Here is a 24,278-nt window from a genome sequence, read left to right on the forward strand (position 1 = left end):
AGGGGCGTCGTGGGGGCGGTGGCGCCCGAGGCGGCGAACGCCGCCGCCTGCGACGCATCGTCGGCGGCAGGAGCCGCCCAGTCCCGCTGGGCCTCAGGAGCGATGACCGTGTCTTCGAGCGGTGCTTCGGCGGGAGCCTCTGCTGCGGTCGGGGTCTCTTCCGCGGCCGGAGCCTGCTCGACGGGCGTCTCGGGAAGCTGCGGCTCGGCGGGAACGTCAGGAACGTCGGCCTCGGCAGCCGCGGCCGTCTCGGGTGCGGCGGGCGCCTCGGGTGCGAAGTGCTCGGTCCACTGCTGGCCGTCCCACCAGCGCTGGCGTCCGGATCCGTCGTCGTACCAACCGGCAGGTGTCGTCATGGTGTCCCCCTCGAAGTCCTCGGCGCGCGCGGAATCGCGTGCACCGCCACTCCATGTATAGCAGTGGGAGACGACGTCGATCGGGCCGATTCCCTGGGGAGGAATGCCCATTGTGCCATCGGCCGTGCGGGGTGTCGCTCGCGGCCAGGCGAGAGGCCGCGCTTAGGCTCGTAGCGCCATGATTCGGTTCGAGAACGTCACGAAACGTTACCGCGGGACGTCGAAGCCCGCCCTGTCCGGTGTCGACTTCGAGGTGCAGCGCGGAGAGTTCGTCTTCCTCGTCGGCGCCTCGGGTTCCGGCAAGTCCTCCTGTCTGAGGTTGATCCTGCGCGAGGACGTGCCCACATCGGGTCGCGTGGCTGTGCTCGGACGCGACCTGCGCTCGCTCGCCAACCGGAAGGTGCCGTATTTCCGGCGTCACATCGGCTCGGTGTTCCAGGACTTCCGGTTGCTGCCGTCGAAGACCGTGTACCAGAACGTGGCCTTCACGCTGCAGGTCACCGGGTCCTCGCGCGGGTTCATCCAGCAGGCCGTTCCCGAGGCGCTGGCCCTCGTGGGCCTCGACGGCAAGCAGAAGCGCATGCCGCACGAGTTGTCCGGAGGCGAGCAGCAGCGCGTCGCGATCGCCCGCGCGCTCGTGAACCGCCCGCAGGTGCTGCTGGCGGATGAGCCGACCGGAAACCTCGATCCCGCGACCTCGGTCGACATCATGCAGCTGCTCGCACGCATCAACGCCGGAGGCACCACGGTGCTGATGGCCACGCACGAGGCCGGCTTCGTCGACGCGATGCAGCGCCGCGTGATCGAGCTCAGCGACGGCGAGATGGTGCGCGACGAGGTGCACGGCGGCTACGGCGACACCTCGAACATCCCGCGCCTCGTGCCCGAGGAGGTGCGCGGGGCCGCGGCGGCCGCCGCGCTGACCGCCGTGCAGGAGGTGCAGCGTCAGACCGCCGATCTCTCCGTGGTCCGCGCGGCTCTCGCCGAGGAGCTCAGCGCCCAGCGCAAGGCCGCGGCATCCGCTCCGGCACCCGCTCCCGTGCCCGTCTCCGCCCCCGAGCCGGATCCGGAGCCGACGACGGCCGAGGCTATCGAGGAGACACCGGCCGCGGTCGGTCCGCGTACGCACCCCATCGTGCTTCCGCAGGTCGACGTCGCAGAGCTCGGGGTCGCCGACCGACTCGGCCTGTCCGACGACGACGCCGAGGAAGTGGGCCCGACCTCATGAGAATCGGCCTGATCCTGACCGAGGCCCTGGGTGGCCTCCGGCGCAACATCTCGATGGTGATCTCCGTCGTGCTCGTCACGTTCGTGTCGCTGACCTTCGTGGGTGCGGCGATCCTGATGCAGTCGCAGATCGGCGTCATGCGCGGCTACTGGGCGGAGCGCGCCCAGGTCGCGGTGTACATGTGCTCGGAGGTCTCCGAGGCGGAGACGTGCGTCGACGGCGCGGCCAGCGAAGAGCAGGTCGAAGCAGTCCGCGCCCAGCTCGAGGGCGAGGCGCTGTCGCCGCTGATCAGCTCCATGACGTTCGACACCAAAGAGGAGACCTACCAGAAGCTCGTCGAGCAGCTCGGCGCGGAGCAGGCGAGCGTGCTGGCGCCCGACCAGGCGTTCGAGGTCTTCTTCGTCACGATGAAGGATCCGGGACAATCCCAGGTGCTCGCCGAAGCCTTCAGCGGGCAGGCGGGGGTGGAACAGGTCCAGGATCAGCTCCAGTACCTCGAACCGCTGTTCTCGGCACTGACCGTCGCGACCTACATCGCCGTCGGTATCGCGGTCCTGATGCTCATCGCGGCGACGCTGCTGATCGGCACGACCATCCGCCTGTCGGCATACGCTCGGCGCAAGGAGATCGGCATCATGCGTCTCGTCGGCGCCTCGAACCGTTTCATCCAGACCCCGTTCGTGCTCGAGGGCGTGTTCGCCGCCTTCCTGGGTTCGGCGTTGGCCAGCGCGGCCGTCGTGGCCGGCGTGCATTTCGGCGTGAACGGCTATCTGCGGGGACGAGTCCCCTTCATCACCACATGGATCACCATGGGGGATGCCGCGCTCGTCGTGCCGGTCCTGATCGGCATCGGGGTGATCCTCGCGGCGCTCTCGGCGGGCTTCGCGATCCGACGCTGGCTGCGCACCTGAGGCCGGCCCGCCGCTGATGTAGGCTGGTGGGCTGGCCACAACAGAGAGCAGGAGCATCATGCCCAGGGAACGCGGGGAGAAGGTCGTCGCGACCAATCGTCGCGCCCGTCACGACTACAACATCGAGAAGTCGTACGAGGCGGGAATGGTGCTCACCGGCACCGAGGTCAAGTCGCTGCGCCAGGGGCGTGCGAATCTCAGCGACGGCTACGCGTTCGTCAAGGGCAACGAGGTGTTCCTCGACTCCGTGCACATCCCGGAGTATTCCCAGGGCCACTGGACGAACCATTCGGCGAAGCGCATCCGCAAGCTGCTGCTGCACCGTGCGGAGATCGAGAAGATCGCCCATGCCGTCTCTGCCGGTGGATACACCCTCATCCCGCTCAAGCTCTACTTCTCCGACGGCCGTGCCAAGGTCGAGATCGCCCTCGCGAAGGGCAAGCGCGAGTACGACAAGCGCCAGACGCTGCGCGAGCGTCAGGACACGCGCGAGGCCGACCGTGCCATGCGGTTGCGCAACCGCGTCGGGGAGTAGTCCCGCGATCAGGGGCTCGGCGTGAAGTCGAACACCCTCCCGAGGAACGCCAGTTCGCGTTCCAGCGCGTTCACGATCGTCGTCCCGCTGCGGAAGCCGTGCCCCTCGCCGGGGTAGACGACGTATTCGTGGTCGACGCCGTTCGCCGTGAGCGCGTCGCGGATCGCCTCCGACTGCGACGGCGGCACGACGCGATCGTCGGTACCCTGCATCAGCAGCACCGGCACATCGATGCGGTCGGCATGCGACAGGGGCGATCGCTCGATGTAGAGGGCCTCGGCCTCGGGAAGCGGACCGACGAGCCCGGTGATGTAGTGCTCTTCGAAGCCATGCGAGTGCTCCGCCAGCATCCGGAGATCCGCGACGCCGTAGCGGCTGATGCCCGCGGCGAACGTGCCACCGCGGACCAGGGCTGACAAGACGGTCCAGCCGCCCGCGGAACTGCCGCGGATCGCGATGCGCCGGGGGTCGGCGAGTCCGGCCTCCGCAAGACCACGGGCGGCGGCGATGACGTCGTCGACGTCGACGACACCCCACTGACCGTGCAGGCGATCGCGGTAGGCGCGGCCGTACCCGGTCGAGCCGCCGTAGTTCACGTCCAGCACGCCGATGCCGCGGCTCGTGTAGAAGGCGATCGCCGCGGACGCGGCGCCCGTGACGTGCGCGGTGGGGCCGCCGTGCACGAATACCACATACGGCGGCAGCTCATCGGCGGGTGCATCGACCTCGGGGTTCGCGGGCGCATACGCGAAGGCGTGGACCGCGCCATGGGCCCCCTCGACCAGGATCGGCGCTGCAGGAGGCATCCACTCGGCGTCGACGGGCCGGCCGCCCGTCACGGTCACGGCCTCGCCCGAGTCGAGCTCGACGGTCCAGACGCCGGGCGAGGCCGTCGAGCTGTTCCCCGACAGCAGCACACGCGAGCCCGACACGTCGTCGACGCTGACATGCCCGTCGCCGGGGATGTCGAGCGTGCGGGTGGTGCCGTCGGCGGCGATCTCGACGACCTCATCGCGACCGTTGGTCCGCACGGCGACGATCCGGCCGTCCGCGAGCGGCTGATACCAGCGGTTGCCGAGCACCCACAGGCCGTATCCGGTGTCGGCATCCGTCGACGTGATCTCCGCCGCGTCGCCTCGCGCCGTCGTGGCATCCAGACGGAAGCGCTGGAGCTGCCATCTGCCGCGGGGATCGTCGGCGTACAGCAGCTCCGTCTCGCTGACCCATTCGGGCTGCAGGGCGGCCGCAGTCGAGACAGGCGTGAAGGTCTGGTCATCGAGCGCGAGGATCGACAGGTGGGCGCTCTCCCACGGCATCCGCGCGCCGCTCCATTCGACCCAGGCGAGGTGGGCGCCGTCCGGGGAGAGAGCCGGGTGCGCGAAGAACGGGCTGCCCTGCACGAAGACGCGGACGGCCGCAGGGTCGTCGGCGCCGGAGCCGTCGACGGGGATCTCGACGATCGCGCGGCTCGACGGCGTGGCGGCGAGATCCTCCCGCACCGCCAGCAGCCGTCCGTGCTGCAGCCGAAGCCCTCCGTGCGACGGGCCGGCCGGAGTCAGCGGCACGGGACGGGCGTCGGGGGCGAGGCGGTACACGCGCTGGTCGCCGGCGTCGACGAAGAACAGCGTGCCCTCGGCATCCGCTGTCCAGGCTCCGCCGCCGTACTCGTGCACGCGCGACCGTGCACTCCACGGCCCGGGCAGGATCTCCGCACCGCTCGAACTGCGCACCGTCACGCGGCCGCCCTCGGCCGGCACGGACTCGCCCCACCAGACCTCCTGGCCGACGAACCGGGCGCCGTCGATGCGCGGGGCGGATGCCGCGACGGACGCGGCCGAGAAGGGGGAGGGCCAGGAACCGTACGAGGACGACATGTTCCGAGCCTAGGCGGGAGAGCGGACGGCGGATGCCGGAGCGGCGTGGTCAGACGGCGCGGAGCACCGCCACGACTTTGCCGAGCACCGTGGCCTCGTCGCCGAGGATCGGTTCGAACGCCGAGTTGCGGGGGAGGAGCCACGTGTGCCCGTCGCGGCGGCGGAAGGTCTTCACGGTCGCCTCGTCGTCGAGCATCGCCGCGACGATCTCGCCGTTCTCCGCGCTGTTCTGCGAGCGGATGACGACCCAGTCGCCGTCGCAGATCGCGGCGTCGATCATCGATTCGCCCTGGACCTTGAGCATGAACAGATCGCCCTTGCCGACGAGCTGGCGGGGGAGGGGGAAGATCTCCTCGACCTGCTGCTCGGCGGTGATCGGGACTCCCGCCGCGATCCGCCCGACCAGGGGCACGAGTGCCGCGTCGCCGACGGGCGTGGCCACGTCTGCCGGATTCTCCGCGCTCGTGCCGGGGAGGTCGATCAGCACCTCCATGGCGCGGGTCTTGCCGGGATCGCGGCGCAGGTAGCCGCTGAGCTCGAGCTGACCGAGCTGGTGGGTCACGCTGGACAGGGATTTGAGCCCCACCGCGTCGCCGATCTCGCGCATGCTCGGCGGGTAGCCGTGGTGCGCGATGGAGGTCTGGATGACCTCGAGGATCGCCATCTGCTTCGGGCTGAGGCTCTTCCGACGGCGCGTCCGAGGGGCCTCCTGCTCCGGGGCTGAGTTCTCGCTCATGATGCTCCTTCAGTACGCGATCCGGCGTTCCTCTTCGAATGTCGGAGGTCCGTGGTGGGGTGTTCGTATCGAAACCGTATCCGAGAAACGGCCCGATCTGGAAGATCTGTTCGAGCGTGTCGGCAGATTCGCGGATCCGATTTCGAAGAACAGTTGACAGATGTTCGAACTCGAAGATATCTTCGGAACGTAGCTTCGCATTCACGGCTCCCGGCCGAGACGCGAATGCGAACGCTACGCCAACTTCTCCGCCGGCTCCGGCCGACGGGACAGGGTAAGGAGCCCGACATGAGCAGCATCAGCTTCAGCACCGCAACGGTCATCCCGGCACGCCCGGCGACGCAGTCACGGCTGCGTCTGACCGCGCGTGGTCGGGCTGTGCTGCTGGCCCTCGCCTCCGTGCCGCTGGCGTTCGGTATCGCGTTCGCCGCGATCAGCGGAGGCAGCGCCCTCGCGTCGAGTGCCGACGAGGCCGCGACGACCGCGGTCTTCGAGACGGTCACCGTCATGCCCGGTGACACGCTGTGGTCGATCGCCAGCACCGTCGCGCCGACGGCCGACCCGCGCGAGGTCATCGGCGAGATCAGCCGTCTCAACATGCTCCGCGGCGGAGAGCTCCAGATCGGCCAGGAGCTCGCGATCCCGGCGCAGTACGCGGACTGAATTCACGAGGCGGGCACGCGGCCTAGCATGGAAGGGTGACTTCTTCACTCGACGCCCTCCCGCTCCGCGATGACCTGCGCGGGCTCACGCCCTACGGTGCCCCGCAGGCGCCGCTGCCCATCGCGCTGAACGTGAATGAGAACACGCATCCCGTGCCGGATGCCGTGGCGAGCGACATCCTCGACGACATCGCCGTGGCGCTTCGCGATGTGAATCGGTATCCCGATCGCGAGTTCACGACGTTGCGCGAGGGATTCGCCGACTACCTCGGCCACGGTCTCACCGCCGATCAGATCTGGGCGGGCAACGGCTCGAACGAGGTGCTCCAGCACATCCTGCAGGCGTTCGGCGGTCCGGGGCGCACGGCGTTCGGCTTCGCTCCGACGTACTCGATGTATCCGCTGATCGCTCAGGGAACCGGCGCTCGGTGGATCGCCGGCACCCGACAGCCCGACTACACCATCACCCCGGAAGAGGCCGCCGATCAGGTTCGCGCGCTCGACCCCGACGTGATCCTCCTGTGCTCGCCGAACAACCCCACCGGCACTCCGCTCGGGCTCGACGTCATCGACGCGGTGTACGAGGTCGCGCGCGGCATCGTCGTCGTCGATGAGGCCTATCAGGAGTTCGCGCCGCGCGACGCGGCATCCGCGCTGTCGCTCCTCGAAGGCCGTCCGCGTCTTGCGGTCTCGCGCACCATGAGCAAGGCGTTCGCCTTCGCCGGCGCGCGTGTGGGCTACCTCGCCGCAGACCCCGCCTTCATCGACGCGCTGCGACTCGTGCGCCTGCCGTACCACCTCAGTGCCCTGACCCAGGCCGCGGCCGTGGCGGCGCTGCGCAACTCCGACGTCATGCTCGGCATGGTCGAAGAGATCGTCGAGCAGCGCGACCGCATCTCTGCGACGCTCGAGGCCCTCGGCTACACGCCGCATGAATCGTGGTCCAACTTCGTCCTCTTCGGCGGGGTCGCCGACCCGCGTGCGACCTGGCAGCAGCTCTACGACCGCGGCGTGCTGATCCGCGACGTCGGCATCCCCGGGCACCTGCGGGTCACGGCGGGCACCGAGGCCGAGAGCACGGCGTTCCTCGATGCCCTGGCCTCGATAGGATCGGCATCATGAGCACCCTCGTCCAGAACCCGCGCACCGCGAGCCGTGTGCGCAGCACGTCGGAGTCGACCGTCGAGCTCGAGCTGAACCTCGACGGCACCGGTGCGTCGCACATCGACACCTCCGTGCCGTTCTTCGACCACATGCTCACCGCGTTCGCGAAGCACTCGTTGACCGATCTCACCGTGCGCGCCTCGGGCGACACCGATATCGACGCGCACCACACGGTGGAAGACGTGTCGATCGTGCTCGGCCAGGCCATCCTCCAGGCCCTCGGCGACAAGTCCGGCATCTCCCGGTACGGCGACGCTCTGGTGCCTCTCGACGAGGCGCTCGCCCAGGCCGTGGTCGACATCTCCGGGCGTCCGTACCTCGTGCACGAGGGTGAACCGGCAGGTTTCGAGCACCACCTCATCGGGGGACACTTCACCGGCTCACTGGTGCGTCACGTGTTCGAGGCGATCGCCTTCAATGCGGCCCTGACCGTGCACGTGCGCGTGCTCGGCGGACGCGACCCGCACCACATCGCCGAGGCGGAGTTCAAGGCGTTCGCCCGCGCGTTCCGCCAGGCGAAGGCCCTCGACCCGCTGGTCGACGGCGTGCCGTCCACCAAGGGTGCGCTGTGAGCCGAGCACCCAGGGTCGCCGTCTTCGACTACGAGTCGGGCAATGTCCACTCGGCTGTCAAAGCGCTCGTCGCTGCCGGCGCGGATGCGGTTCTGACGCGCGACCGCAAGGAGGCGCTCGAAGCCGATGGGCTCCTGGTGCCGGGCGTCGGGGCTTTCCAAGCCGTCCGCGACGCGCTGCACGCGCACGGCGGAGATGAGATCATCGACCGTCGCCTCGCCGGCGGACGCAAGGTGCTCGGCATCTGCGTGGGTATGCAGGTGCTGTTCGCCCACGGGGTCGAGCGCGGTCACGACACCGAGGGGCTCGGCGAGTGGCCCGGCGCGGTCACCGAGCTCAATGCGCCGGTGCTCCCGCACATGGGCTGGAACACCGTCGAGCCCGGTGCCGACAGCGTGCTGTTCCGCGGACTCGAACACGAGCGCTTCTACTTCGTGCACTCGTACGCGGCGCAGTCGTGGGAGCTCGACGTGATCCCCCCGTTCCCGCAGCCGGTGCTCACGTGGACGAACTACGGCGATCCGTTCCTCGCGGCCGTCGAGAACGGCCCGCTGTCCGCCACACAGTTCCACCCGGAGAAGTCCGGAGAGGCCGGCATCCAGCTGCTCCGCAACTGGGTCGAGAGCCTCTGACGCGTACCTCCGGAGAACGGACGCGCGGTCAGAACCCTCGGGCGACGGATGCCGCGGCGGCCAGCCAGGCGCGCTGCGTCCGCTTCGCGAGCGCCCCGTAGCGGAGGTGGCCGTCGACCATCTCGTGGTCGAACGGGACGCTGACGACGTCGCGGGCCAGGGCACGGTATCCGCTCACGACGTTCTCGATCTCTGTCGGCGTCGCCTTCGGATCCGCCTGCGACACGACGACCACGGACTGCTGAGCGAGACGCGCGGAGCGCTCGTCGCGATCCTCGAGGGCTTCGAGCAGCAGCGCTCCGGCCTCGGCATGATCGGCGCGCGTGGTGGTCGCCACGACGAGCTGATCCGCGTGATCGATCATCCGCAGCCACATGGGGTCGGATTCGTCGTTGCCGGAGTCGATGATGATGAGGCGGTAGAACTTCGCCGCCACGGCGTGGATCGCGTCGACGTCGTCGGGGCTGAGGCGGTTCTCGTGTGCGAGCCGGATCGGCTTCGAGCGCAGCACGTCGTACTTCTCCCGGGGCTGGTGGTGCATGTACTGCGCGAGGTCGGCGGACTGCGCGCCGGTTCCGAGCAGACGGCCCACCTCGGGGAGCAGCTCCAGCAGGGTGCGATCGTGCGGTCCGGCGTCGGTACGCCAGCCGAGGGTGCCGCGGGTCTGGTTGTTGTCCCAGGCCAGCACGCCCGCGCCGCCGTAGCGCGCGAAGACGGCGGAGAGCAGGATCGTCGTCGGCGTCTTGCCGGCGCCGCCCTTGCCGTTCACGACGGCGATCGTCCGCGGGCCGGGCCAGTGCTGGCTCACCGCGAGCTCGTCGTCGCGCGAGGACTGCTCGTGGGCCGACGGACGGACGCGGAAGCCGAGGCGGTTCAGCACGCCGCGCGTGCCTTCGCGCGCCGGCTCCTCCGGACGTTCCTGCTGCAGGAAGGAGCTCCGTTCGCGCAGCGCGCGACGCGACGCGGGCTCGGTCACGGGCGGCGAGGCCGCCGCCGAGGAGAAGGCCGGAATGCCGGCGGGCGGAGGCGACGTGAACGCGGGCGTGCCGGGCGACGGCATGGGCGGTGCCGACGTGGGCGGTGCCGACGCGGGCGGTGCCGACGTGAAGGGGCCGGACGCGAGAGTGGCCGAGGTGATCGGCGCCGACGGTACGGGCGTCGGCGAATCGACCGGCCGCGAGACGGGCGCGGGTGATGCCGGCGCCGGGGCGACGGGGGCAGGCGAGACCGGGGGAGGCGACACCTGCGCAGGAGAGGCCGGCGCCGACGTGACGGGAGGAGGAGACACGACTCCCGAAGGCGACGGCGCGGCGGGGGAAGGCGAGGGTGACGCCGGAGACGGCGCGGGCGGCCTCGGTACGGTGTCCTCCGGGAAGTCGTCGTCGCGGTCTTCCGCCCGGCGTTCTTCACGGGCCGCGGCTCGCGTCCGGCGATACGGCGGCTGCGCGGGCAGCGGGGGCACCGGAGGGACGTCGGAGGGGAAGAGGGGGACCGAGTCGACGAGCGGCGGCGTGTCGCCGGCGGGCGTGGCCTCGGCGGGCGTGGAGTCTTCGTGCGGTCCGGACATGATCCTTCAGCCTAGCTCCTGCGTTTCCGGGCGCATTTCGCTGCATTTGGAGGCCGCCCTCGCGCGCGGTACCCTCAGTTCTCGTGCGTCCGAGACGGGTGTGCCGGACCACGGATCTGAACTTCCGAGCTTAGGAACCCATGAACGACTTCGCGCAGTCCCCCTCGCTCACCCTTCTTCCCGCGGTCGATGTCGCCGGCGGCAAGGCGGTCCGGCTGACGCAGGGCGAGGCAGGAACCGAGACGAGCTACGGCGACCCGCTGGATGCCGCAGGGGAGTGGGTGTCGCAGGGCGCTCAGTGGATCCACCTCGTCGACCTCGATGCCGCTTTCGGTCGCGGGAGCAACGCTCCGATCCTCCGCAAGGTCATCAAGCAGTTCAAGCACGTCAACGTCGAGCTGTCCGGCGGAATCCGCGATGACGCGACGCTGGAGGCGGCTCTGGAGAGCGGTGCGACCCGCATCAACCTCGGCACGGCGGCTCTGGAGAACCCCGAGTGGGCGGCCGACGTGATCGGCCGTTACGGCGAGGCGATCGCCGTGGGCCTCGACGTGCGCGGCACGACACTGGCCGCGCGCGGCTGGACAAAGGAGGGCGGGGACCTCTGGGAGGTGCTCGACCGCCTGGAGGATGCCGGCTGCAGCCGCTACGTCGTCACCGATGTCACGAAGGACGGCACCCTCCGCGGTCCGAATCTCGAGCTGCTGCGTGAGGTCGCTTCGCGCACTCCGAAGCCGGTCGTCGCCTCGGGCGGCATCTCGAACCTCGACGACATCGTCGCGCTGCGGCAGCTCGTACCGCTCGGCGTCGAGGGAGCGATCGTCGGCAAGGCGCTGTATGCCGGGGCGTTCACGCTGGCTGAGGCGCTGGATGTCGCAGGGGACTGACGACGGTCACGGCGACTCCGGACACGGTGCCGCCGACTCTGCGAACCACGCCGACTCCGCGAACCACGCCGACTCCGCGGGGGTCCCCTGGGAGGGCCGCAGCTTCGAGTCGAATCCGCACACCGGTGACGACGGTTCGGCGGATCCGGCCCTGCTCGACGCCCTGCTGCGCTTCCGCGCGGGCGACGGATCCCAAGCGGAGGTGGTCGATGCGTTCCGCTCTGCACGCGTCCTGATCCCCCTCGTCGCCGAGAAGGGCGACGAGGGCGTCGGCCCGACCGGACTGACCGTCGACAAGACGCAGGAGCTCTCGATCGTCACGGTCGCCGCGCCGGACGGCCGCCGCGTGCAGCCGGTGTTCTCCTCGGTCGAGTCCATGCAGAGGTGGGATGCCGCGGCACGCCCGATTCCGGTGGAGGCGACGAGGGCGGCTCTCGCGGCATCCGCCGACGACACCGACCTCATCGTGCTCGATCCGACGTCCGACACGGAGTTCGTCATCCGCCGCCCCGCGGTGTGGGCCGTCGCGCAGGGTCACGCCTGGGAGCCGAGCTTCCTGTCGCCCGAGGTCTTCGGCGCACTCCAGGAGAGCGTCGCGCACGAGCTCGCCGTGATCGATGTCGCGGTGGCGGCCGGAGATCCGGATGCTCGTCTTCGCGGTCCGGAACTGATCGTGATCCTCGAGCTGATCGACGGCCTGGAGCGCGAGGTGCTCGACGCCGTGCTGTCGCGCCTCGCTCAGCGCTGGGCCTCCGACGATCGGATCGCCGTGCTCGCCGACTCCCTCACGGTGAAGCTCCGCCGCAGCGCCTGATCCGATTCTGTAGGGTGACATCATGCGCAGAGCAGCGGCCGTCATCCTGACCGCGCTGGTCGGCCTGTCACTCACCGGCTGCGCGACCGCGTGCCCCGCGATCGGCTACATCAGCCGTCTGACGGTGGATGCCGGCGCCTACGGCGACGACGTCTTCGTGCAGCTGTGCGTCCCGGGCGGATGCTCGGCCGGCCCCGACGGCCAGGAGACGCCTTCCACCGATCCGACCGTCCCGTTCGCGGGGGAGGAGCCCGGCGAATTCCTCTTCATGTCCGTGTCCGATGAGGTCACCGCGCGCGTCTTCGCCCCGGACGGCACCCTCCTCGCCGAGCAGGAGCACGACATCTCCTGGACTCACTCCACCGAGCAGTGCGGGGGCCCCTCGACGGCCCCGCCCCTGATCGTGGAACCCTGACCCCGAAGCGCAATCTCGTACTTCCCGCCCGCATTCAACGGCGCGTCACGGTTCCGGAACCTGAGGGCGCAGCGATCCCGCCGTGAGCGAGCATCGGGAGGGGCCCGCGGAGCGGGAGGGACCCCGCTCTGCGAGCGAAGGCGGGAGCGCTGCGCCCGCCCCCATGAGACCCACCCCAGAGACCAAGACCTCTAGTTGACCGGCCCCGTCCACTTCTCCCCGGGCCCCTTGCCGATCGGGTCGGGGATCGAGGAGGCTTCGCGGAACGCGAGCTGCAGGGAGCGGAGTCCGTCGCGCAGGGAGCGCGCATGCATGTCGCTGATCTCGGGGGCGCCGGCGGTGATGAGTCCGGCGAGGGCGTTGATGAGCTTGCGTGCCTCGTCGAGGTCGAGCTGCGCGGCGGCATCCGGGTCGTCGGCCAGCCCGAGCTTCACGGCGGCCGCGCTCATCAGGTGGACGGCGGCGGTCGTGATCACCTCGACGGCCGGGACGTCGGCGATGTCCCGGGTGGCCGATGACGCCGCTTCCTCCTGTCGGGCCCAGCGCTCTTCGCGCTCGCGTGCAGCATCGTCCGGTGCCTGGTTCGTCACTTCGCCTTGCCTTCTGTTAGACTTTGGCGGGCTCCGGAGCGTCATGCTCCGGAACGAAAGAGGATTCACTTCCCACCCGCGCTTGCCGTTCAAGGCTACCGGGTCCAGCACTCCGCCGGTTCCGATCGAGAGATCGAGCCGGTAGCAGGGTGTGAGCCGGTGTCTGAATGCCGGCGGGTGGGACGATTCCGAATTCGGCTGTGACGCAGAGAGCGTCGCGGTGGCTGAATCACATCGTCTAAGGAGCACCTATCAGCGATCCCCGCACCAATGAGCGCATCCGCGTCCCCGAGGTCCGCCTCGTCGGTCCCGCGGGTGAGCAGATCGGCGTCGTCCGCATCGAGGCCGCGTTGCGCCTTGCGCAGGAAGCCGATCTCGACCTCGTCGAGGTTGCCCCCAACTCGAAGCCGCCCGTGGTCAAGATCATGGACTACGGCAAGTTCAAGTACGAGGCCGCCCAGAAGGAAAAGGAAGCTCGCCGCAACCAGGCGAACACGATCCTGAAGGAAGTCCGTTTCCGTCTGAAGATCGAGGCGCACGACTACACGACCAAGCTCAAGCGCGCCGAGGGCTTCCTCAAGGCCGGTGACAAGGTCAAGGCGATGATCCTCTTCCGCGGTCGCGAGCAGTCGCGTCCGGAGCAGGGTGTGCGTCTGCTGCGCAAGTTCGCCGAAGACGTCGCCGAGCTGGGCACGGTCGAGTCGAACCCGACCATCGACGGTCGCAACATGGTCATGGTCGTGGCACCGCTGAAGAGCAAGTCCGAGGCGAAGCAGGAGCAGAACGCCGTGCGCGAAGCACAGCGCGCCGCCAACAAGCAGGCGGCCCGCGAGGCCAAGAGCGAGTCGGATGCTCCGGCCGCCGCCGCCGCGGAGTAGATCCCGCCCCCAGAACTCCCGCACCGCGGGTTGACACCGTCGCCTGAGAAGGCGCCATACGAAGGAAGAGAAGATGCCGAAGCAGAAGACCCACTCGGGTGCTAAGAAGCGCTTCAAGATCACCGGCAGCGGCAAGCTGAAGAAGCAGCAGGCCGGGATGCGCCACAACCTCGAGCACAAGTCGAGCCGTCGCACCCGTCGTCTGAACCAGGACCAGGTGCTCTCGAAGGCTGACACCAAGGTCGCGAAGAAGCTTCTCGGCCGCTGACGCGCCCGAACGCACGAATAGGAACACAGGAAAATGGCAAGAGTCAAGCGGGCGGTAAACGCCCACAAGAAGCGCCGCGTCATCCTCGAGCGCGCGTCCGGATACCGTGGACAGCGTTCGCGTCTGTACCGGAAGGCCAAGGAGCAGGTCATCCACTCCCTGGTCTACTCGTACCGGGACCGTCGCAAGCGCAAGGGCGACTTCCGTCGTCTCTGGATCCAGCGCATCAACGCTGCGGCACGCCAGAACGGCATCACCTACAACCGCTTCATCCAGGGCCTCGGCCTCGCGGGTGTCACGGTCGACCGTCGCATGCTCGCCGACCTCGCGGTCAACGACGCGGCGACGTTCACGACGCTGGTCGAGACGGCGAAGAAGGCTCTGCCCTCCGACGTCAACGCTCCGAAGTCGGCTGCGTAAGCACCTCTTCACACAGGGCGCTCTCCTTCGGGAGGGCGCCCTGTGGCGTTTCCGGATGACGTGCCGGCGAAGACTCGCGTGACCGCGCTGTCGATGACGGATGCCGCGGCGACGGCCGCGGCGTACACGATGATGTCCCGAGGGTCGAAGCCGGAACCGAGGACGAGCTCGGTCGGCGGGAAGACCGCGGCCCATGCGCGCGGGAGCGCAGTGAGCTGCAGCAGCTCGACGCCGCTGCACACCGCGAAGGCGATCATTCCCGCCACCGGGCGACGCGTTCGCGGCGCGATCAGCGCGACGAGCAGGTAGAGGAGCACCGCGTACAGGGCGTCGCCGGCGATGTCGCCGATCGTCCCGCCGACGCGGCGATGGACGAGCAGCCCGAGACCGACCGTCACCGCGGCGAGGACGGCGAGGGCGACCCGCCGGCGGGTGCGGGACGCTGGGGGAGCGTTCGTCATGGACGCACCATATCCCGATGGTGCAGGGAACCGGCCGTGCGCCTTCTAGACTGTGATCGTGCTGGAGAACCCCCGCTCCCCCCGAGTCCGTGCCGTCGCGAAGCTGACCAAACGCAGTGCTCGAACGGAGACCGGCCTGTTCCTTCTCGAAGGTCCGCAGGCTGTCCGTGAGGCGCTGACGTACCGTCCTGAGGCGATCGTCGAGCTCTTCGCGACGCCGAACGGCTGGGAGAAGCATCCGGACATCCGCGCGAAGGCCGCGGAGGCGGAGATCGATGTGGAGTACGTCACCGAATACGTGCTCAACGCGATGGCCGACACGGTCACGCCGCAGGGACTGGTGGCGGTGGTCCAGCAGACGCCGACTTCGGTGCGCGACATCTTCGCCGCGGCCCCTCGCCTGGTCGCGATCTGCGAGGAGGTGCGGGATCCCGGAAACCTCGGCACGATCATCCGCGCCGCCGATGCCGCGGGTGCGGATGCCGTCGTGCTGACCGGCCGCACCGTCGATCCGTATAACCCGAAGGTCGTCCGCGCCACCACCGGATCGCTCTTCCACCTTCCGGTCTCGGTGGCCGGCGACCTCGCCGATGTCGTGAATCGCGCGCACGACGCGGGCCTGCGCATCCTGGCCGCCGACGTGAAGGGCGACGACCTGCTCGAGGCGCGTGCGGACGGGCTCCTGGCCGAGCCCACGGGCTGGCTGTTCGGCAACGAGGCCCGTGGCCTCGAGGAGGATGCCCTCGCCCTCGCCGACAAGGTGCTCAAGCTCCCGATCTTCGGCAAGGCCGAATCCCTGAACCTCGCGACCGCCGCCAGCGTCTGCCTCTACGAGAGCGCCTTCGCCCAGCGTGCGGCGTCGCCGGGCTGACGCGGCGGGTCGATGCGGGATCGCGGGGAGCAGAGTCGATGCGGATTCTGATCGTGGAGGACGACGAGCGGGTGGCTGCCGCGCTCGAGGCGTTCCTCGCGCGCTCCGGCTACGCCACGGTGCGTGCTGCGGACGGCGCCGAGGCGCTCGAGCTGCTGGGTGTCGACACCGAGGTGGTCCTGCTGGACCTGGGGCTGCCGGATGTCGACGGGATCGACCTGTGCCGCCGCATCCGCGGCCGCTCCGATGTGCCGATCGTGATCGTGACGGCGCGCAACCAGGTCACCGAGCGCATCATGGGTCTCCGCGCGGGGGCGGACGATTTCGTCGTGAAGCCGTACGACGTGCACGAGCTGCTCGCACGCATCGAAGCGGTGACGCGTCGTTCGCGGCCGATGCGCGCGGAATCCGAGGCGCGCGTGCTGCTCGACGGCGGCGACGTGCAGATCGACCTCGTGGGCCGACAGGTCCTCGTCGAGGGCGGCGCCATCGATCTCACCCGCAAGGAGTTCGACATCGTCGCCGTGCTCGCGCGGTATCCCGGCGTCGCGGTCCCGAAGGAGCGCCTGATCCGCGAGGTGTGGAACACCGACTGGCGCGGCTTCGGTCATTCGCTCGAGGTGCACGTCGGTGCGATCCGCAAGAAGACCGGCGACCGGCGTCTCATCGAGACGGTGCGCGGGGTCGGCTATCGGCTCGCGGGGTCCTGAGCGATGCGTCGCCGCCTCATCATCGTCTTCCTCGTGCCGCTCGTCGCGATCCTGCTGTCACTCGGGGGAGCTGCGGGATGGGGCGCGGCGCGCAGCGTCCAGCAGGCGTTCTACGCCGAGCAGCTGGGCGATCTCGGGTATTTCGTGACGAGTGCCCGGCAGTCGCTGAGGTCGGGGAGCCCCGCGGTGATCGATGCGGAGGCGCTGCGGTTCCAGGAGGTCTACGGCATCGATGTGACGGTGTTCGACCTCGCCGGCAGCGTGTGGGCCACGGGTGCGGAGGACTCCGCGGTGCTCTCGGACGACGATGCCGAGCGCGTGCGGCTGGCGCTGTCCGGTCGCCGGGCCGAGCCGCCGGGTGCCGTCTTCCCGTGGATCTTCACCGATGCGGCGCTGGTCGAGCCGGTGTTCGACGACGGCGACGTCATCGGCGCGGTGCGGGTCTCGGCGGATGTCGCGGCGCCGCGCGCGGCGATCCTCCAGCAGATCCTCGTGCTGTCGGCGATCGCGATCGCGCTGATCGCGCTCGGTGTGCTCCTGGTGTTCCGGTTGGCGCGGTGGGTGCTCTCGCCGGTGCGGCGGCTGGATGAGGCGATGGTCGCGATCGAGCGCGGCGAGATGGACACCCGCGTCGCGGAGGACACCGGCCCGCCGGAGCTGCGACGTATGACCCGGGTCTTCAACGGCATGGCCGACGAGATCGAGCGTGTCATGACGCGGCAGCAGGAGTTCGCCCTGAACGCCTCCCACGAGCTGCGCAATCCGCTCAACGCCCTGCTGCTGCGCGTGGAGCATCTCGCCACCGGACTCGGCAGCGAGTGGCGCGACGACGTCGAGGAGACGCGTGAGGAGGGGCGCCGCATGGCGCGCATCCTCGAGACGCTGCTGGGGCTCGCGCGCGGCGGTCGCAGCGACTCCACGATCTCGGCCGTCGACCTCGCGACGCTGGCCGCCCGGCGCGCGGAAGCCTGGCGGGAGGTGGCGAGCCAGCGCGGGATCGCCCTCCGACGAGTCGGGGATGCGTCGGTGATGAGCGTCACCGATCGGACGATCGTGGAGAGCGCGCTGGACGCGGTGATCGACAACGCGATGAAGTTCTCGCCCGCAGGCACCACGGTCGAGGTGGGCGCCTGGCGCGAGGGTGACGTGTGCCTGATCTCGGTGCGCGACCAGGGCCCCGGACTGACGGAAGAGCAGGCGGCATCGGCGGCGGATCGGTTCTGGCGCGGCGAGGACAGCAGGAGCATCCCCGGCTCGGGGTTGGGGCTCGCGATCGCCACCGATCTTCTGGCCTCCGTCGGCGGCGAGCTGACCGTGTCGTCCGCGGACGGCGACGGTCTGATCGTCTCGCTGCTCATCGGCGACGGGGCGACGTCGTGAGCCGGTCACGAGGACGCGTCGTCGCCGCGCTCGTCGCGCTCACGCTCTTGGGCGCGCTGGCGGCGTGCACGCCCCGCGCCGGCGAGTGGACGGGGGAGGAGTACACGATCGCGGGCGGCGGGCCGACGGGCGTCTACTTCGACTACGGGAGTCATCTCGCGGACGAGCTCTCGCAGTCGCTCGACATCCGGATGTCGGTCGACGAGACGGCAGGATCCGTCGACAACCTCCTTCGCGTGGACGCGGGCGAGGCGCTGATCGGTTTCGCGCAGGGCGATGCGGCCGCGGATGCCGTGGCGGGAGCGGGGGCATTCCCGGAACCCCTCGAGATCCAGGCGATCGCTCGGCTGTACGACGAATACGTGCACGTCGTCGTGCGCGGAGACTCCGAGATCGACGGCGTGGCCGACCTCGCCGGGAGAGACGTCTCGCTCGGCGCCGAGAACTCGGGAGTGAACGTGATCGCGAGACGCGTCCTCGACGCCGCAGGCGTCGACGCGTCCTCCGTGCGCGATCCGCAGCTCGATCTCAGCGGATCGATCGAGGCGATGGAGAACGGCGAGATCGACGGCTTCTTCTGGGTGGGCGGACTGCCGACTCCAGGCATCGCGGAACTCGCCGAGCGGATGCCGGTGCGCCTGCTCCCGATCGAGCAGGACTGGGTGATCCAGGTGAACGAGGAGTATTCGCACGCGTACCGTCCGGCGGACGTGCCGGAGGGCATGTACGGGCTGGAGGAGTCGGCATCCACCATGGCCGTACCGAACTACCTGGTCACGTCGGCATCCACTCCGCCCGGCGTCGTGCGCGATGTGCTCGCCGGTCTCTTCGACGCCCGTCCACGCATCGCGGAAGAGGTTCCTGCGGCGGCGCTGCTGGACCGCCGGCAGGCGATCTTCACCGGCCCGGTCGCGCTGCATCCCGGAGCCGTCGAGTACTACCGCGACCTGCGCGATTGAGCATCCGATCCCGTTCTCAAGAAATCCTCAAGAACTCTGACACGGCGTCCGTGCTCTGACACTCTGAGGTCGATCGTGCACGATCGAGGTCCCGCTGCTCGCAGTCGTCGGGGGTGAAGCGCAGCGGCAGGACCGGATCCACGGCCCGCGGGGGCGGGCCGTGGATCGCTCGCGCAGAGACGCTCGGGTGAGTGCGATCCCGTGTCACGAACATGTAAATCTCGGCGCCGTTCCTGGAGCCGTGCGCACGACCTGGCTAGTTTGGAGAAATGATGACCTCTGGTACGCCCCTCGTCGTGGTCGACAACGTTCAGAAGCACTATGGCGACTTTCAGGCGCTGACCGATATCGACCTGACCGTCGACTCCGGCGAGGTCGTCGTCGTGATCGGTCCGTCCGGGTCCGGGAAGTCGACGCTCTGCCGCACGATCAACCGCCTGGAGACGATCACCAGCGGCAGCATCAGCATCGACGGCAAGGCGCTTCCGGCCGAGGGCAAGGGGCTCGCGCACCTCCGTGCCGACGTCGGCATGGTGTTCCAGTCGTTCAACCTCTTCGCCCACCTCACGATCCTCGAGAACGTGACGCTCGGACCGATCAAGGTCCGCGGACTCAAGAAGGCCGACGCCGAGAAAGAGGCCATGACCCTGCTCGAACGCGTCGGCGTCGCGCAGCAGGCGTCGAAGCTCCCCGCACAGCTCTCCGGCGGCCAGCAGCAGCGCGTCGCGATCGCCCGCGCACTCGCGATGAAGCCGAAGGTGATGCTGTTCGACGAGCCGACCAGCGCGCTCGACCCCGAGATGATCAACGAGGTCCTCGACGTCATGGTCGGACTCGCCCAGGAGGGCATGACGATGATCGTGGTCACCCACGAGATGGGCTTCGCGCGTAAGGCCGCCGACCGCGTCGTCTTCATGGCGGACGGTCGGATCGTGGAGGAGGCGACTCCCGAGGAGTTCTTCACGAACCCGAAGAGCGACCGCGCCAAGGACTTCCTCTCGAAGCTCCTCACCCACTGAGCTTCTGCACCCGAAGTTCACACAGACCCTGCACACACAGCAACTGAAGGAGACGCACATGCGACGCACACGGACACTGGCAGGCATCGGAATCGCGGCGGTGGCCCTGCTGGCGCTCACGGCCTGCAACAGCGGCAGCCCGTCCGACCCCGGCGCCGGCACCGGCGGCGGCGAAGAGGGCGGCGAGGACTCCACCTGGTTCGAGGTCGCCTCCGACGTCGAGCTCGAGGGAAGCCCCACGTTCGACGCCATCAAGGAGCGCGACAAGGTCGTCATCGGCGTCAAGGAGGACCAGCCCGGTCTCGGCTACCTCGACGTGACCACGAACGAGCGCACCGGCTTCGACGTCGACATCGCCCGCTGGATCGCCGCCTCGCTCGGCTACGACGAGGACAAGATCGAGTTCAAGCCGATCGCCTCCGCCAACCGCGAGCAGGCCCTGGTGAACGGCGACGTGGACTACTACGTCGGCACCTACTCGATCACGGACAAGCGCAAGGAGCAGATCGCCTTCGCCGGACCGTACTTCATCACGGGTCAGGGCCTGCTGGTCGCGGCCGACAACGAGGACATCAAGAGCGAGGCGGACCTGTCCGCCGACACCACCGTCTGCTCGGCGACCGGTTCGACGCCCATCCAGAACATCCGGACCAACTTCCCGGAGGTTCCCACCAAGGAGTTCGACCTGTACTCGGCATGTGTCGAGGCGCTGCTCTCCGGTGAGGTCCAGGCGGTCACGACCGACCAGGCCATCCTCATCGGCTACGCCGCTCAGGACCCCGACAACCTGAAGGTCGTCGGCGAGCCCTTCACCGAAGAGCGCTACGGTGTCGGCCTCGCGAAGGACGACGCCGCACTGCAGGAGTTCATCAACAAGATGTTCACCGACGGCGGCGACATCTGGCAGGCGATCTTCGACAAGAACCTCGGTTCGTCGGGCATCGAAGTCTCGCAGCCCACCGTCGACTGATCGGCTCGAGGGGGCGGCCTTCCCCGGCCGCCCCCTCCTCAGAATCCGGAAGGGGAGGCGGCGTGGACGTCATCTTCGGAAACCTCGATCTGTGGGGGACTGCGATCCGCAACACCCTGCTGATCTTCTTCGGCGGAGGTGTGCTGGCGCTCGTCCTCGGCATCATCGTGGGCGCTGCCCGCGTCGCGCCGGTCCCGATCGCGCGCGCTGTCGGCACGCTGTACGTGAACCTCATCCGCAACACCCCGCTCACCCTCGTCTTCTTCTTCTTCATCTTCGGATACCCGCAGCTCGGGCTCCCTAAGCTGAGCACCACGGTGCTCGGCATCCTCGCGATCGGCATCTACACGGCCACCTACGTCGCGGAGGTGATCCGCGCAGGAATCAACACCGTGCCGGTCGGGCAGGCGGAAGCCGCGCGCGCCATCGGACTCCCGTTCGGCCAGGTCATGACTCTCGTGATCCTGCCGCAGGCGTTCCGCTCGGTCGTCCCGCCCATGATGAGCGTCTTCATCGCCCTGCTCAAGAACACCACCGTCGCCGCCGGCTTCTCGGTGGTCGAACTCGGCGCCATCCGCTCCTATCTGAGTGAGCGCGGGGAGAACGCCCTCGTCGTCCTCCTCTGGGTGGCCGTCATCTTCGTCGCCCTCGTCATGCTGCTCAGCTGGCTGCAGCGCTATCTCGAGAACAAGTGGAGGATCGCGCGATGACTTCCGTCCTGTACGACGTCCCCGGCCCCCGCGCGATCCTGCGGAACCGCCTGATCGGTGTCGGCACCGTCGTGGTGGTGCTCGCACTGCTCGCCTTCATCGGATACCGCTTCTACGAGAGCGGCCAGTTCGACGCCTCCCGCTGGTACGTCTTCACCTTCAGTGCTGTCTGGACCCAGATCTTCGGGGCTCTGGGCCGCACGCTCGCCGCCTTCGCGCTGGCAGGTATCCTCGCGATCGCCCTGGGTTTCATCCTCTCCATCGGCCGGCTCTCGGACCACGCCTGGATTCGCGTTCCCGTGACCGTCCTCACCGAGTTCTTCCGCGCGGTGCCGGTGCTCGTCTTCATGATGCTGCTCTACTACGGCCTGCCCGTCCTCGGCATCAAGATGGAGCCGTACTGGGCCGTCGTGCTGGCGCTCATGGTCTACAACGGCTCGGTTCTCGCCGAGGTGATCCGCGCGGGTGTCGAATCGCTCCCGCGCGGTCAGGGAGAGGCCGGGTACGCGATCGGTCTGCGCAAGAGCGGCGTCATGCGTCTGATCCTTCTGCCGCAGGCCATCCGGGCGATGCTGCCGGTGATCGTCGCCCAGCTCGTGGTCACGCTCAAGGACACGGCTCTGGGATTCATCATCACCTACCCCGAACTCCTCTACTTCGCCAAGCAACTGACCTCGCAACAGGGTCGACCTGTCCTGCAGTCGGCGTTCGTCATCGGCGGCATCTACATCGTCATGTGCTTGATCCTCTCGGGTATCGCACGCTGGCTCGAGATCCGCACCCGCCGTTCGCCGCGGCTGCAGGGCGGGACCCCGGATGCCGGGGGAGGGAACGATCCGCGGCTCCACGGGGGCGGTACCGACACCGAGCTGATCGCGATGCAACGAGGGGCGGGCAAGTTCGACGGCACGAGCACGGGCGCAGGCGGGGTGGGCGGCGCGTAGCCGCCGTGCCCGCGCAGGCGGGGCGCTCGCGCGCCGGTAGACTCGTCTCTCGTGTCTGAGTCTCCTGAAATCACCCCGGAAGCGGTCGAAGCCGCTGTCTCGGCGGCGCTCGCGGCGATCGCCGCAGCCGCCGACACCGCCGAGCTGAAAGCCGCCCGCGCCGCCCACGTCGCCGAGGGATCGCCGCTCGCGGTGCTCAACGCGTCGATGCGCCAGGTCGCCCCCGAGAACAAGGCCGCGTTCGGCAAGCTCGTCGGTCAGGGGCGTGGTCAGGTGACGCAGGCCCTCGCCGCCAAGGAGGCCGAGCTCGCGGCCGCCGAGGTCACCGCACGCCTCGAGGCCGAGCGCGTCGACATCACCGCCGTTCCTTCGCGCACGCGCGTCGGCGCCCGGCATCCGCTCACGCTCCTCCAGGACCAGGTGTCCGACATCTTCGTCGGCATGGGCTGGGAGATCGCGGAGGGGCCCGAGCTCGAGCACGAGTGGTTCAACTTCGACGCCCTGAACTTCGACGTCGACCACCCCGCCCGGCAGGAGCAGGACACCTTCTACGTCGACCCCGCCTCGCGTCACCTCGTGATGCGCACGCACACGAGCCCGGTGCAGGTGCGCTCGATGCTCGATCGCGAGGTGCCGATCTACGTGCTGTGCCCCGGCCGGGTCTACCGCACCGACGAGTTCGACGCGACGCACCTTCCTGTCTTCACGCAGTTCGAGGGTCTCGTGATCGACAAGGGCATCACGATGGCGCACCTCAAGGGCACGCTCGACCACTTCGCGAAGCAGCTGTTCGGGCCCGAGGCCAAGATGCGCTTCCGCACCAACTACTTCCCCTTCACCGAGCCCTCCGCCGAGCTCGATCTGTGGCACCCGACCTTCAAGGGCGGCGCGCGCTGGATCGAGTGGGGCGGATGCGGCATGGTCAACCCGAACGTGCTCCGCGCGGCCGGGATCGACCCCGAGGTGTACAGCGGCTTCGCGTTCGGCATGGGCATCGAGCGGGGCCTGATGTTCCGCAGCGATGTGCAGGACATGCGCGACATGGCCGAGGGCGATGTCCGTTTCAGCGAGCAGTACGGGATGGTGGTGTGATGCGCGTCCCGCTTTCGTGGCTGCGTGAGTACGTCGATCTGGCAGCGGATGCGACGCCGGAGCAGGTTCTCGAGGCTCTGGTGACCGTCGGCTTCGAAGAGGAGGACGTGCACCGCTTCGAGATCGCAGGTCCCGTCGTCGTCGGACAGGTCGTCTCGCTCGAGGCCGAACCGCAGTCGAACGGCAAGACGATCAACTGGTGCCAGGTCGACGTCGGCGAGGCCAACGGCGGCATCCGCGGCATCGTCTGCGGTGCGCACAACTTCGTCGCCGGCGACAAGGTCGTCGTGACGCTTCCCGGCGCCGTGCTGCCCGGTCCGTTCCCGATCGCGGCGCGCAAGACCTACGGTCACGTGTCCGACGGAATGATCGCGTCGGCGCGCGAGCTGGGCCTCGGCGACGAGCACAACGGCATCGTGGTGCTCGCCGACCTCGGCATCGATGCGCCGGTCGGCACCGACGCGATCGCGCTGCTCGGACTCGACGACGTCGCCGTCGAGATCAACGTCACGCCCGACCGCGGCTACGCGTTCTCCCTCCGCGGTGTGGCACGCGAGTACTCGCACGCGACCGGCGCGGACTTCCGCGACCCGGCCGCGCGCGACTTCGCCGAACTGCAGCCCGGCAGCGGGCACACGGCGATCGTCGACGAC

At 69.1% G+C, this 24,278-nt stretch carries 28 protein-coding genes and 1 pseudogene; 23 read left to right on the plus strand and 6 right to left on the minus strand.

Annotation, left to right across the window (positions count from 1 at the left end):
* Window positions 1–356 (minus strand): DUF2510 domain-containing protein (locus DW306_RS21530; protein WP_240747008.1); only part of this gene is annotated, 356 nt, incomplete at its 3' end.
* A gap of 178 nt (window positions 357–534) precedes the next feature.
* Between DW306_RS21530 and ftsE the strand changes: the two genes are divergently transcribed.
* From ftsE to smpB, 3 genes are read left to right on the plus strand one after another with little or no spacing between them, the layout of a single operon-like run.
* Entirely contained in the window at window positions 535–1,584 is a 1,050-nt protein-coding gene (gene ftsE, locus DW306_RS01395) for a cell division ATP-binding protein FtsE (protein WP_136053859.1), read from the plus strand.
* Entirely contained in the window at window positions 1,581–2,495 is a 915-nt protein-coding gene (gene ftsX / locus DW306_RS01400; RefSeq protein ID WP_136053860.1) for a permease-like cell division protein FtsX, read from the plus strand. The genes ftsE and ftsX overlap by 4 nt, the downstream gene beginning before the upstream one ends.
* A 58-nt stretch (window positions 2,496–2,553) precedes the next feature.
* Complete coding sequence (gene smpB / locus DW306_RS01405) at window positions 2,554–3,030, plus strand: SsrA-binding protein SmpB (RefSeq protein WP_116636349.1); 477 nt, start codon at window positions 2,554–2,556, stop codon at window positions 3,028–3,030.
* 8 nt (window positions 3,031–3,038) lie between these two features.
* On the opposite strand, the gene DW306_RS01410 is transcribed toward smpB, so the two are convergent.
* Both DW306_RS01410 and lexA read right to left on the minus strand, forming a co-directional pair.
* The gene (locus DW306_RS01410) at window positions 3,039–4,904 is read right to left on the minus strand and encodes a prolyl oligopeptidase family serine peptidase (protein ID WP_136053861.1); all 1,866 of its coding nucleotides are present in this window, start codon (window positions 4,902–4,904) and stop codon (window positions 3,039–3,041) included.
* Between the two features lie 49 nt (window positions 4,905–4,953).
* Window positions 4,954–5,640, minus strand: coding sequence for a transcriptional repressor LexA (lexA, locus tag DW306_RS01415; protein ID WP_136053862.1), 687 nt, complete (start codon window positions 5,638–5,640; stop codon window positions 4,954–4,956).
* 288 nt (window positions 5,641–5,928) lie between these two features.
* Here lexA and DW306_RS01420 point away from each other — a divergent pair, with 288 nt between their 5' ends.
* From DW306_RS01420 to hisH, 4 genes are read left to right on the plus strand one after another with little or no spacing between them, the layout of a single operon-like run.
* Window positions 5,929–6,303, plus strand: a complete 375-nt coding sequence (locus DW306_RS01420) for a LysM peptidoglycan-binding domain-containing protein (RefSeq protein ID WP_136053863.1) — start codon at window positions 5,929–5,931, stop codon at window positions 6,301–6,303.
* Window positions 6,304–6,338: 35 nt separating this feature from the next.
* Window positions 6,339–7,424 carry a histidinol-phosphate transaminase gene (locus tag DW306_RS01425; RefSeq protein WP_136053864.1) on the plus strand — a complete coding sequence of 362 codons (1,086 nt, stop codon included), beginning with the start codon at window positions 6,339–6,341 and terminating at the stop codon, window positions 7,422–7,424.
* Window positions 7,421–8,038, plus strand: coding sequence for an imidazoleglycerol-phosphate dehydratase HisB (gene hisB / locus DW306_RS01430; protein ID WP_136053865.1), 618 nt, complete (start codon window positions 7,421–7,423; stop codon window positions 8,036–8,038). Before DW306_RS01425 ends, hisB begins: the two co-directional genes overlap by 4 nt.
* Window positions 8,035–8,670: an imidazole glycerol phosphate synthase subunit HisH gene (hisH, locus tag DW306_RS01435; RefSeq protein WP_136053866.1), complete on the plus strand. Its 636-nt coding sequence runs from the start codon at window positions 8,035–8,037 to the stop codon at window positions 8,668–8,670. The genes hisB and hisH overlap by 4 nt, the downstream gene beginning before the upstream one ends.
* A 28-nt stretch (window positions 8,671–8,698) precedes the next feature.
* On the opposite strand, the gene DW306_RS01440 is transcribed toward hisH, so the two are convergent.
* A complete protein-coding gene (locus tag DW306_RS01440; RefSeq protein WP_136053867.1) occupies window positions 8,699–10,237 on the minus strand; it encodes an AAA family ATPase in 1,539 nt (512 codons plus the stop codon).
* Between the two features lie 140 nt (window positions 10,238–10,377).
* Here DW306_RS01440 and priA point away from each other — a divergent pair, with 140 nt between their 5' ends.
* From priA to DW306_RS01455, 3 genes are read left to right on the plus strand one after another with little or no spacing between them, the layout of a single operon-like run.
* On the plus strand, window positions 10,378–11,124 hold the full coding sequence (priA, locus tag DW306_RS01445) for a bifunctional 1-(5-phosphoribosyl)-5-((5-phosphoribosylamino)methylideneamino)imidazole-4-carboxamide isomerase/phosphoribosylanthranilate isomerase PriA (RefSeq protein ID WP_136053868.1): 747 nt from the start codon (window positions 10,378–10,380) through the stop codon (window positions 11,122–11,124).
* Window positions 11,108–11,938, plus strand: coding sequence for an SseB family protein (locus tag DW306_RS01450; protein WP_136053869.1), 831 nt, complete (start codon window positions 11,108–11,110; stop codon window positions 11,936–11,938). Before priA ends, DW306_RS01450 begins: the two co-directional genes overlap by 17 nt.
* 22 nt (window positions 11,939–11,960) lie before the next feature.
* Complete coding sequence (locus DW306_RS01455) at window positions 11,961–12,353, plus strand: hypothetical protein (protein WP_136053870.1); 393 nt, start codon at window positions 11,961–11,963, stop codon at window positions 12,351–12,353.
* Window positions 12,354–12,544: 191 nt separating this feature from the next.
* On the opposite strand, the gene DW306_RS01460 is transcribed toward DW306_RS01455, so the two are convergent.
* On the minus strand, window positions 12,545–12,943 hold the full coding sequence (locus DW306_RS01460; protein ID WP_136053871.1) for a DUF1844 domain-containing protein: 399 nt from the start codon (window positions 12,941–12,943) through the stop codon (window positions 12,545–12,547).
* A 251-nt stretch (window positions 12,944–13,194) separates the two neighbouring features.
* Here DW306_RS01460 and infC point away from each other — a divergent pair, with 251 nt between their 5' ends.
* The 3 genes from infC (at window position 13,195) to rplT (ending at window position 14,509) form a co-directional block, all read left to right on the plus strand.
* A complete protein-coding gene (infC, locus tag DW306_RS01465; protein ID WP_136053872.1) occupies window positions 13,195–13,821 on the plus strand; it encodes a translation initiation factor IF-3 in 627 nt (208 codons plus the stop codon).
* A gap of 73 nt (window positions 13,822–13,894) precedes the next feature.
* Entirely contained in the window at window positions 13,895–14,089 is a 195-nt protein-coding gene (gene rpmI, locus DW306_RS01470) for a 50S ribosomal protein L35 (protein WP_017828564.1), read from the plus strand.
* 33 nt (window positions 14,090–14,122) lie between these two features.
* Window positions 14,123–14,509 carry a 50S ribosomal protein L20 gene (gene rplT, locus DW306_RS01475; RefSeq protein ID WP_045252681.1) on the plus strand — a complete coding sequence of 129 codons (387 nt, stop codon included), beginning with the start codon at window positions 14,123–14,125 and terminating at the stop codon, window positions 14,507–14,509.
* A gap of 8 nt (window positions 14,510–14,517) precedes the next feature.
* Here rplT and DW306_RS01480 read toward each other — a convergent pair whose 3' ends face one another.
* Window positions 14,518–14,970, minus strand: a complete 453-nt coding sequence (locus tag DW306_RS01480; protein ID WP_136053873.1) for a DUF2809 domain-containing protein — start codon at window positions 14,968–14,970, stop codon at window positions 14,518–14,520.
* A gap of 58 nt (window positions 14,971–15,028) precedes the next feature.
* On the opposite strand from DW306_RS01480, the gene DW306_RS01485 reads away from it, so the two are divergent.
* The 10 genes and pseudogenes from DW306_RS01485 to DW306_RS01530 form a co-directional block, all read left to right on the plus strand.
* A complete protein-coding gene (locus DW306_RS01485) occupies window positions 15,029–15,841 on the plus strand; it encodes an RNA methyltransferase (protein ID WP_136053874.1) in 813 nt (270 codons plus the stop codon).
* Between the two features lie 38 nt (window positions 15,842–15,879).
* Window positions 15,880–16,551 carry a response regulator transcription factor gene (locus DW306_RS01490; RefSeq protein WP_136053875.1) on the plus strand — a complete coding sequence of 224 codons (672 nt, stop codon included), beginning with the start codon at window positions 15,880–15,882 and terminating at the stop codon, window positions 16,549–16,551.
* A 3-nt stretch (window positions 16,552–16,554) separates the two neighbouring features.
* Entirely contained in the window at window positions 16,555–17,931 is a 1,377-nt protein-coding gene (locus DW306_RS01495) for an ATP-binding protein (RefSeq protein ID WP_136053876.1), read from the plus strand.
* Window positions 17,928–18,890: a TAXI family TRAP transporter solute-binding subunit gene (locus tag DW306_RS01500; RefSeq protein WP_136053877.1), complete on the plus strand. Its 963-nt coding sequence runs from the start codon at window positions 17,928–17,930 to the stop codon at window positions 18,888–18,890. Before DW306_RS01495 ends, DW306_RS01500 begins: the two co-directional genes overlap by 4 nt.
* A 272-nt stretch (window positions 18,891–19,162) precedes the next feature.
* Entirely contained in the window at window positions 19,163–19,909 is a 747-nt protein-coding gene (locus DW306_RS01505) for an amino acid ABC transporter ATP-binding protein (RefSeq protein WP_136053882.1), read from the plus strand.
* A gap of 58 nt (window positions 19,910–19,967) precedes the next feature.
* Window positions 19,968–20,879 carry a glutamate ABC transporter substrate-binding protein gene (locus tag DW306_RS01510; protein WP_136053878.1) on the plus strand — a complete coding sequence of 304 codons (912 nt, stop codon included), beginning with the start codon at window positions 19,968–19,970 and terminating at the stop codon, window positions 20,877–20,879.
* A gap of 62 nt (window positions 20,880–20,941) precedes the next feature.
* A complete protein-coding gene (locus DW306_RS01515; protein ID WP_136053879.1) occupies window positions 20,942–21,589 on the plus strand; it encodes an amino acid ABC transporter permease in 648 nt (215 codons plus the stop codon).
* On the plus strand, window positions 21,586–22,533 hold the full coding sequence (locus tag DW306_RS01520) for an amino acid ABC transporter permease (protein ID WP_136053880.1): 948 nt from the start codon (window positions 21,586–21,588) through the stop codon (window positions 22,531–22,533). Before DW306_RS01515 ends, DW306_RS01520 begins: the two co-directional genes overlap by 4 nt.
* Window positions 22,534–22,584: 51 nt before the next feature.
* The gene (gene pheS, locus DW306_RS01525; RefSeq protein ID WP_136053881.1) at window positions 22,585–23,625 is read left to right on the plus strand and encodes a phenylalanine--tRNA ligase subunit alpha; all 1,041 of its coding nucleotides are present in this window, start codon (window positions 22,585–22,587) and stop codon (window positions 23,623–23,625) included.
* Window positions 23,625–24,278: pseudogene (locus tag DW306_RS01530) on the plus strand (phenylalanine--tRNA ligase subunit beta); the annotation flags it as partial. The gene pheS and the pseudogene DW306_RS01530, both read left to right, overlap by 1 nt.

It is taken from the genome of Microbacterium sp. K24 (genome assembly GCF_004794465.1).
GTDB lineage: Bacteria > Actinomycetota > Actinomycetes > Actinomycetales > Microbacteriaceae > Microbacterium.

Excerpts from the sequence above, each read along its gene's own strand:
- smpB (WP_116636349.1), top strand. The coding sequence starts at position 2,554 with ATGCCCAGGGAACGCGGGGAGAAGGTCGTCGCGACCAATCGTCGCGCC.
- DW306_RS01490 (WP_136053875.1), top strand. The coding sequence starts at position 15,880 with ATGCGGATTCTGATCGTGGAGGACGACGAGCGGGTGGCTGCCGCGCTC.
- DW306_RS01440 (WP_136053867.1), bottom strand. The coding sequence starts at position 10,237 with ATGTCCGGACCGCACGAAGACTCCACGCCCGCCGAGGCCACGCCCGCC.
- DW306_RS01420 (WP_136053863.1), top strand. The coding sequence starts at position 5,929 with ATGAGCAGCATCAGCTTCAGCACCGCAACGGTCATCCCGGCACGCCCG.
- hisB (WP_136053865.1), top strand. The coding sequence starts at position 7,421 with ATGAGCACCCTCGTCCAGAACCCGCGCACCGCGAGCCGTGTGCGCAGC.
- lexA (WP_136053862.1), bottom strand. The coding sequence starts at position 5,640 with ATGAGCGAGAACTCAGCCCCGGAGCAGGAGGCCCCTCGGACGCGCCGT.
- rpmI (WP_017828564.1), top strand. The coding sequence starts at position 13,895 with ATGCCGAAGCAGAAGACCCACTCGGGTGCTAAGAAGCGCTTCAAGATC.
- rplT (WP_045252681.1), top strand. The coding sequence starts at position 14,123 with ATGGCAAGAGTCAAGCGGGCGGTAAACGCCCACAAGAAGCGCCGCGTC.
- DW306_RS01510 (WP_136053878.1), top strand. The coding sequence starts at position 19,968 with ATGCGACGCACACGGACACTGGCAGGCATCGGAATCGCGGCGGTGGCC.
- DW306_RS01505 (WP_136053882.1), top strand. The coding sequence starts at position 19,163 with ATGACCTCTGGTACGCCCCTCGTCGTGGTCGACAACGTTCAGAAGCAC.
- ftsX (WP_136053860.1), top strand. The coding sequence starts at position 1,581 with ATGAGAATCGGCCTGATCCTGACCGAGGCCCTGGGTGGCCTCCGGCGC.
- DW306_RS01410 (WP_136053861.1), bottom strand. The coding sequence starts at position 4,904 with ATGTCGTCCTCGTACGGTTCCTGGCCCTCCCCCTTCTCGGCCGCGTCC.
- priA (WP_136053868.1), top strand. The coding sequence starts at position 10,378 with ATGAACGACTTCGCGCAGTCCCCCTCGCTCACCCTTCTTCCCGCGGTC.
- DW306_RS01455 (WP_136053870.1), top strand. The coding sequence starts at position 11,961 with ATGCGCAGAGCAGCGGCCGTCATCCTGACCGCGCTGGTCGGCCTGTCA.
- DW306_RS01520 (WP_136053880.1), top strand. The coding sequence starts at position 21,586 with ATGACTTCCGTCCTGTACGACGTCCCCGGCCCCCGCGCGATCCTGCGG.
- DW306_RS01495 (WP_136053876.1), top strand. The coding sequence starts at position 16,555 with ATGCGTCGCCGCCTCATCATCGTCTTCCTCGTGCCGCTCGTCGCGATC.
- ftsE (WP_136053859.1), top strand. The coding sequence starts at position 535 with ATGATTCGGTTCGAGAACGTCACGAAACGTTACCGCGGGACGTCGAAG.
- DW306_RS01450 (WP_136053869.1), top strand. The coding sequence starts at position 11,108 with ATGTCGCAGGGGACTGACGACGGTCACGGCGACTCCGGACACGGTGCC.
- DW306_RS01480 (WP_136053873.1), bottom strand. The coding sequence starts at position 14,970 with ATGACGAACGCTCCCCCAGCGTCCCGCACCCGCCGGCGGGTCGCCCTC.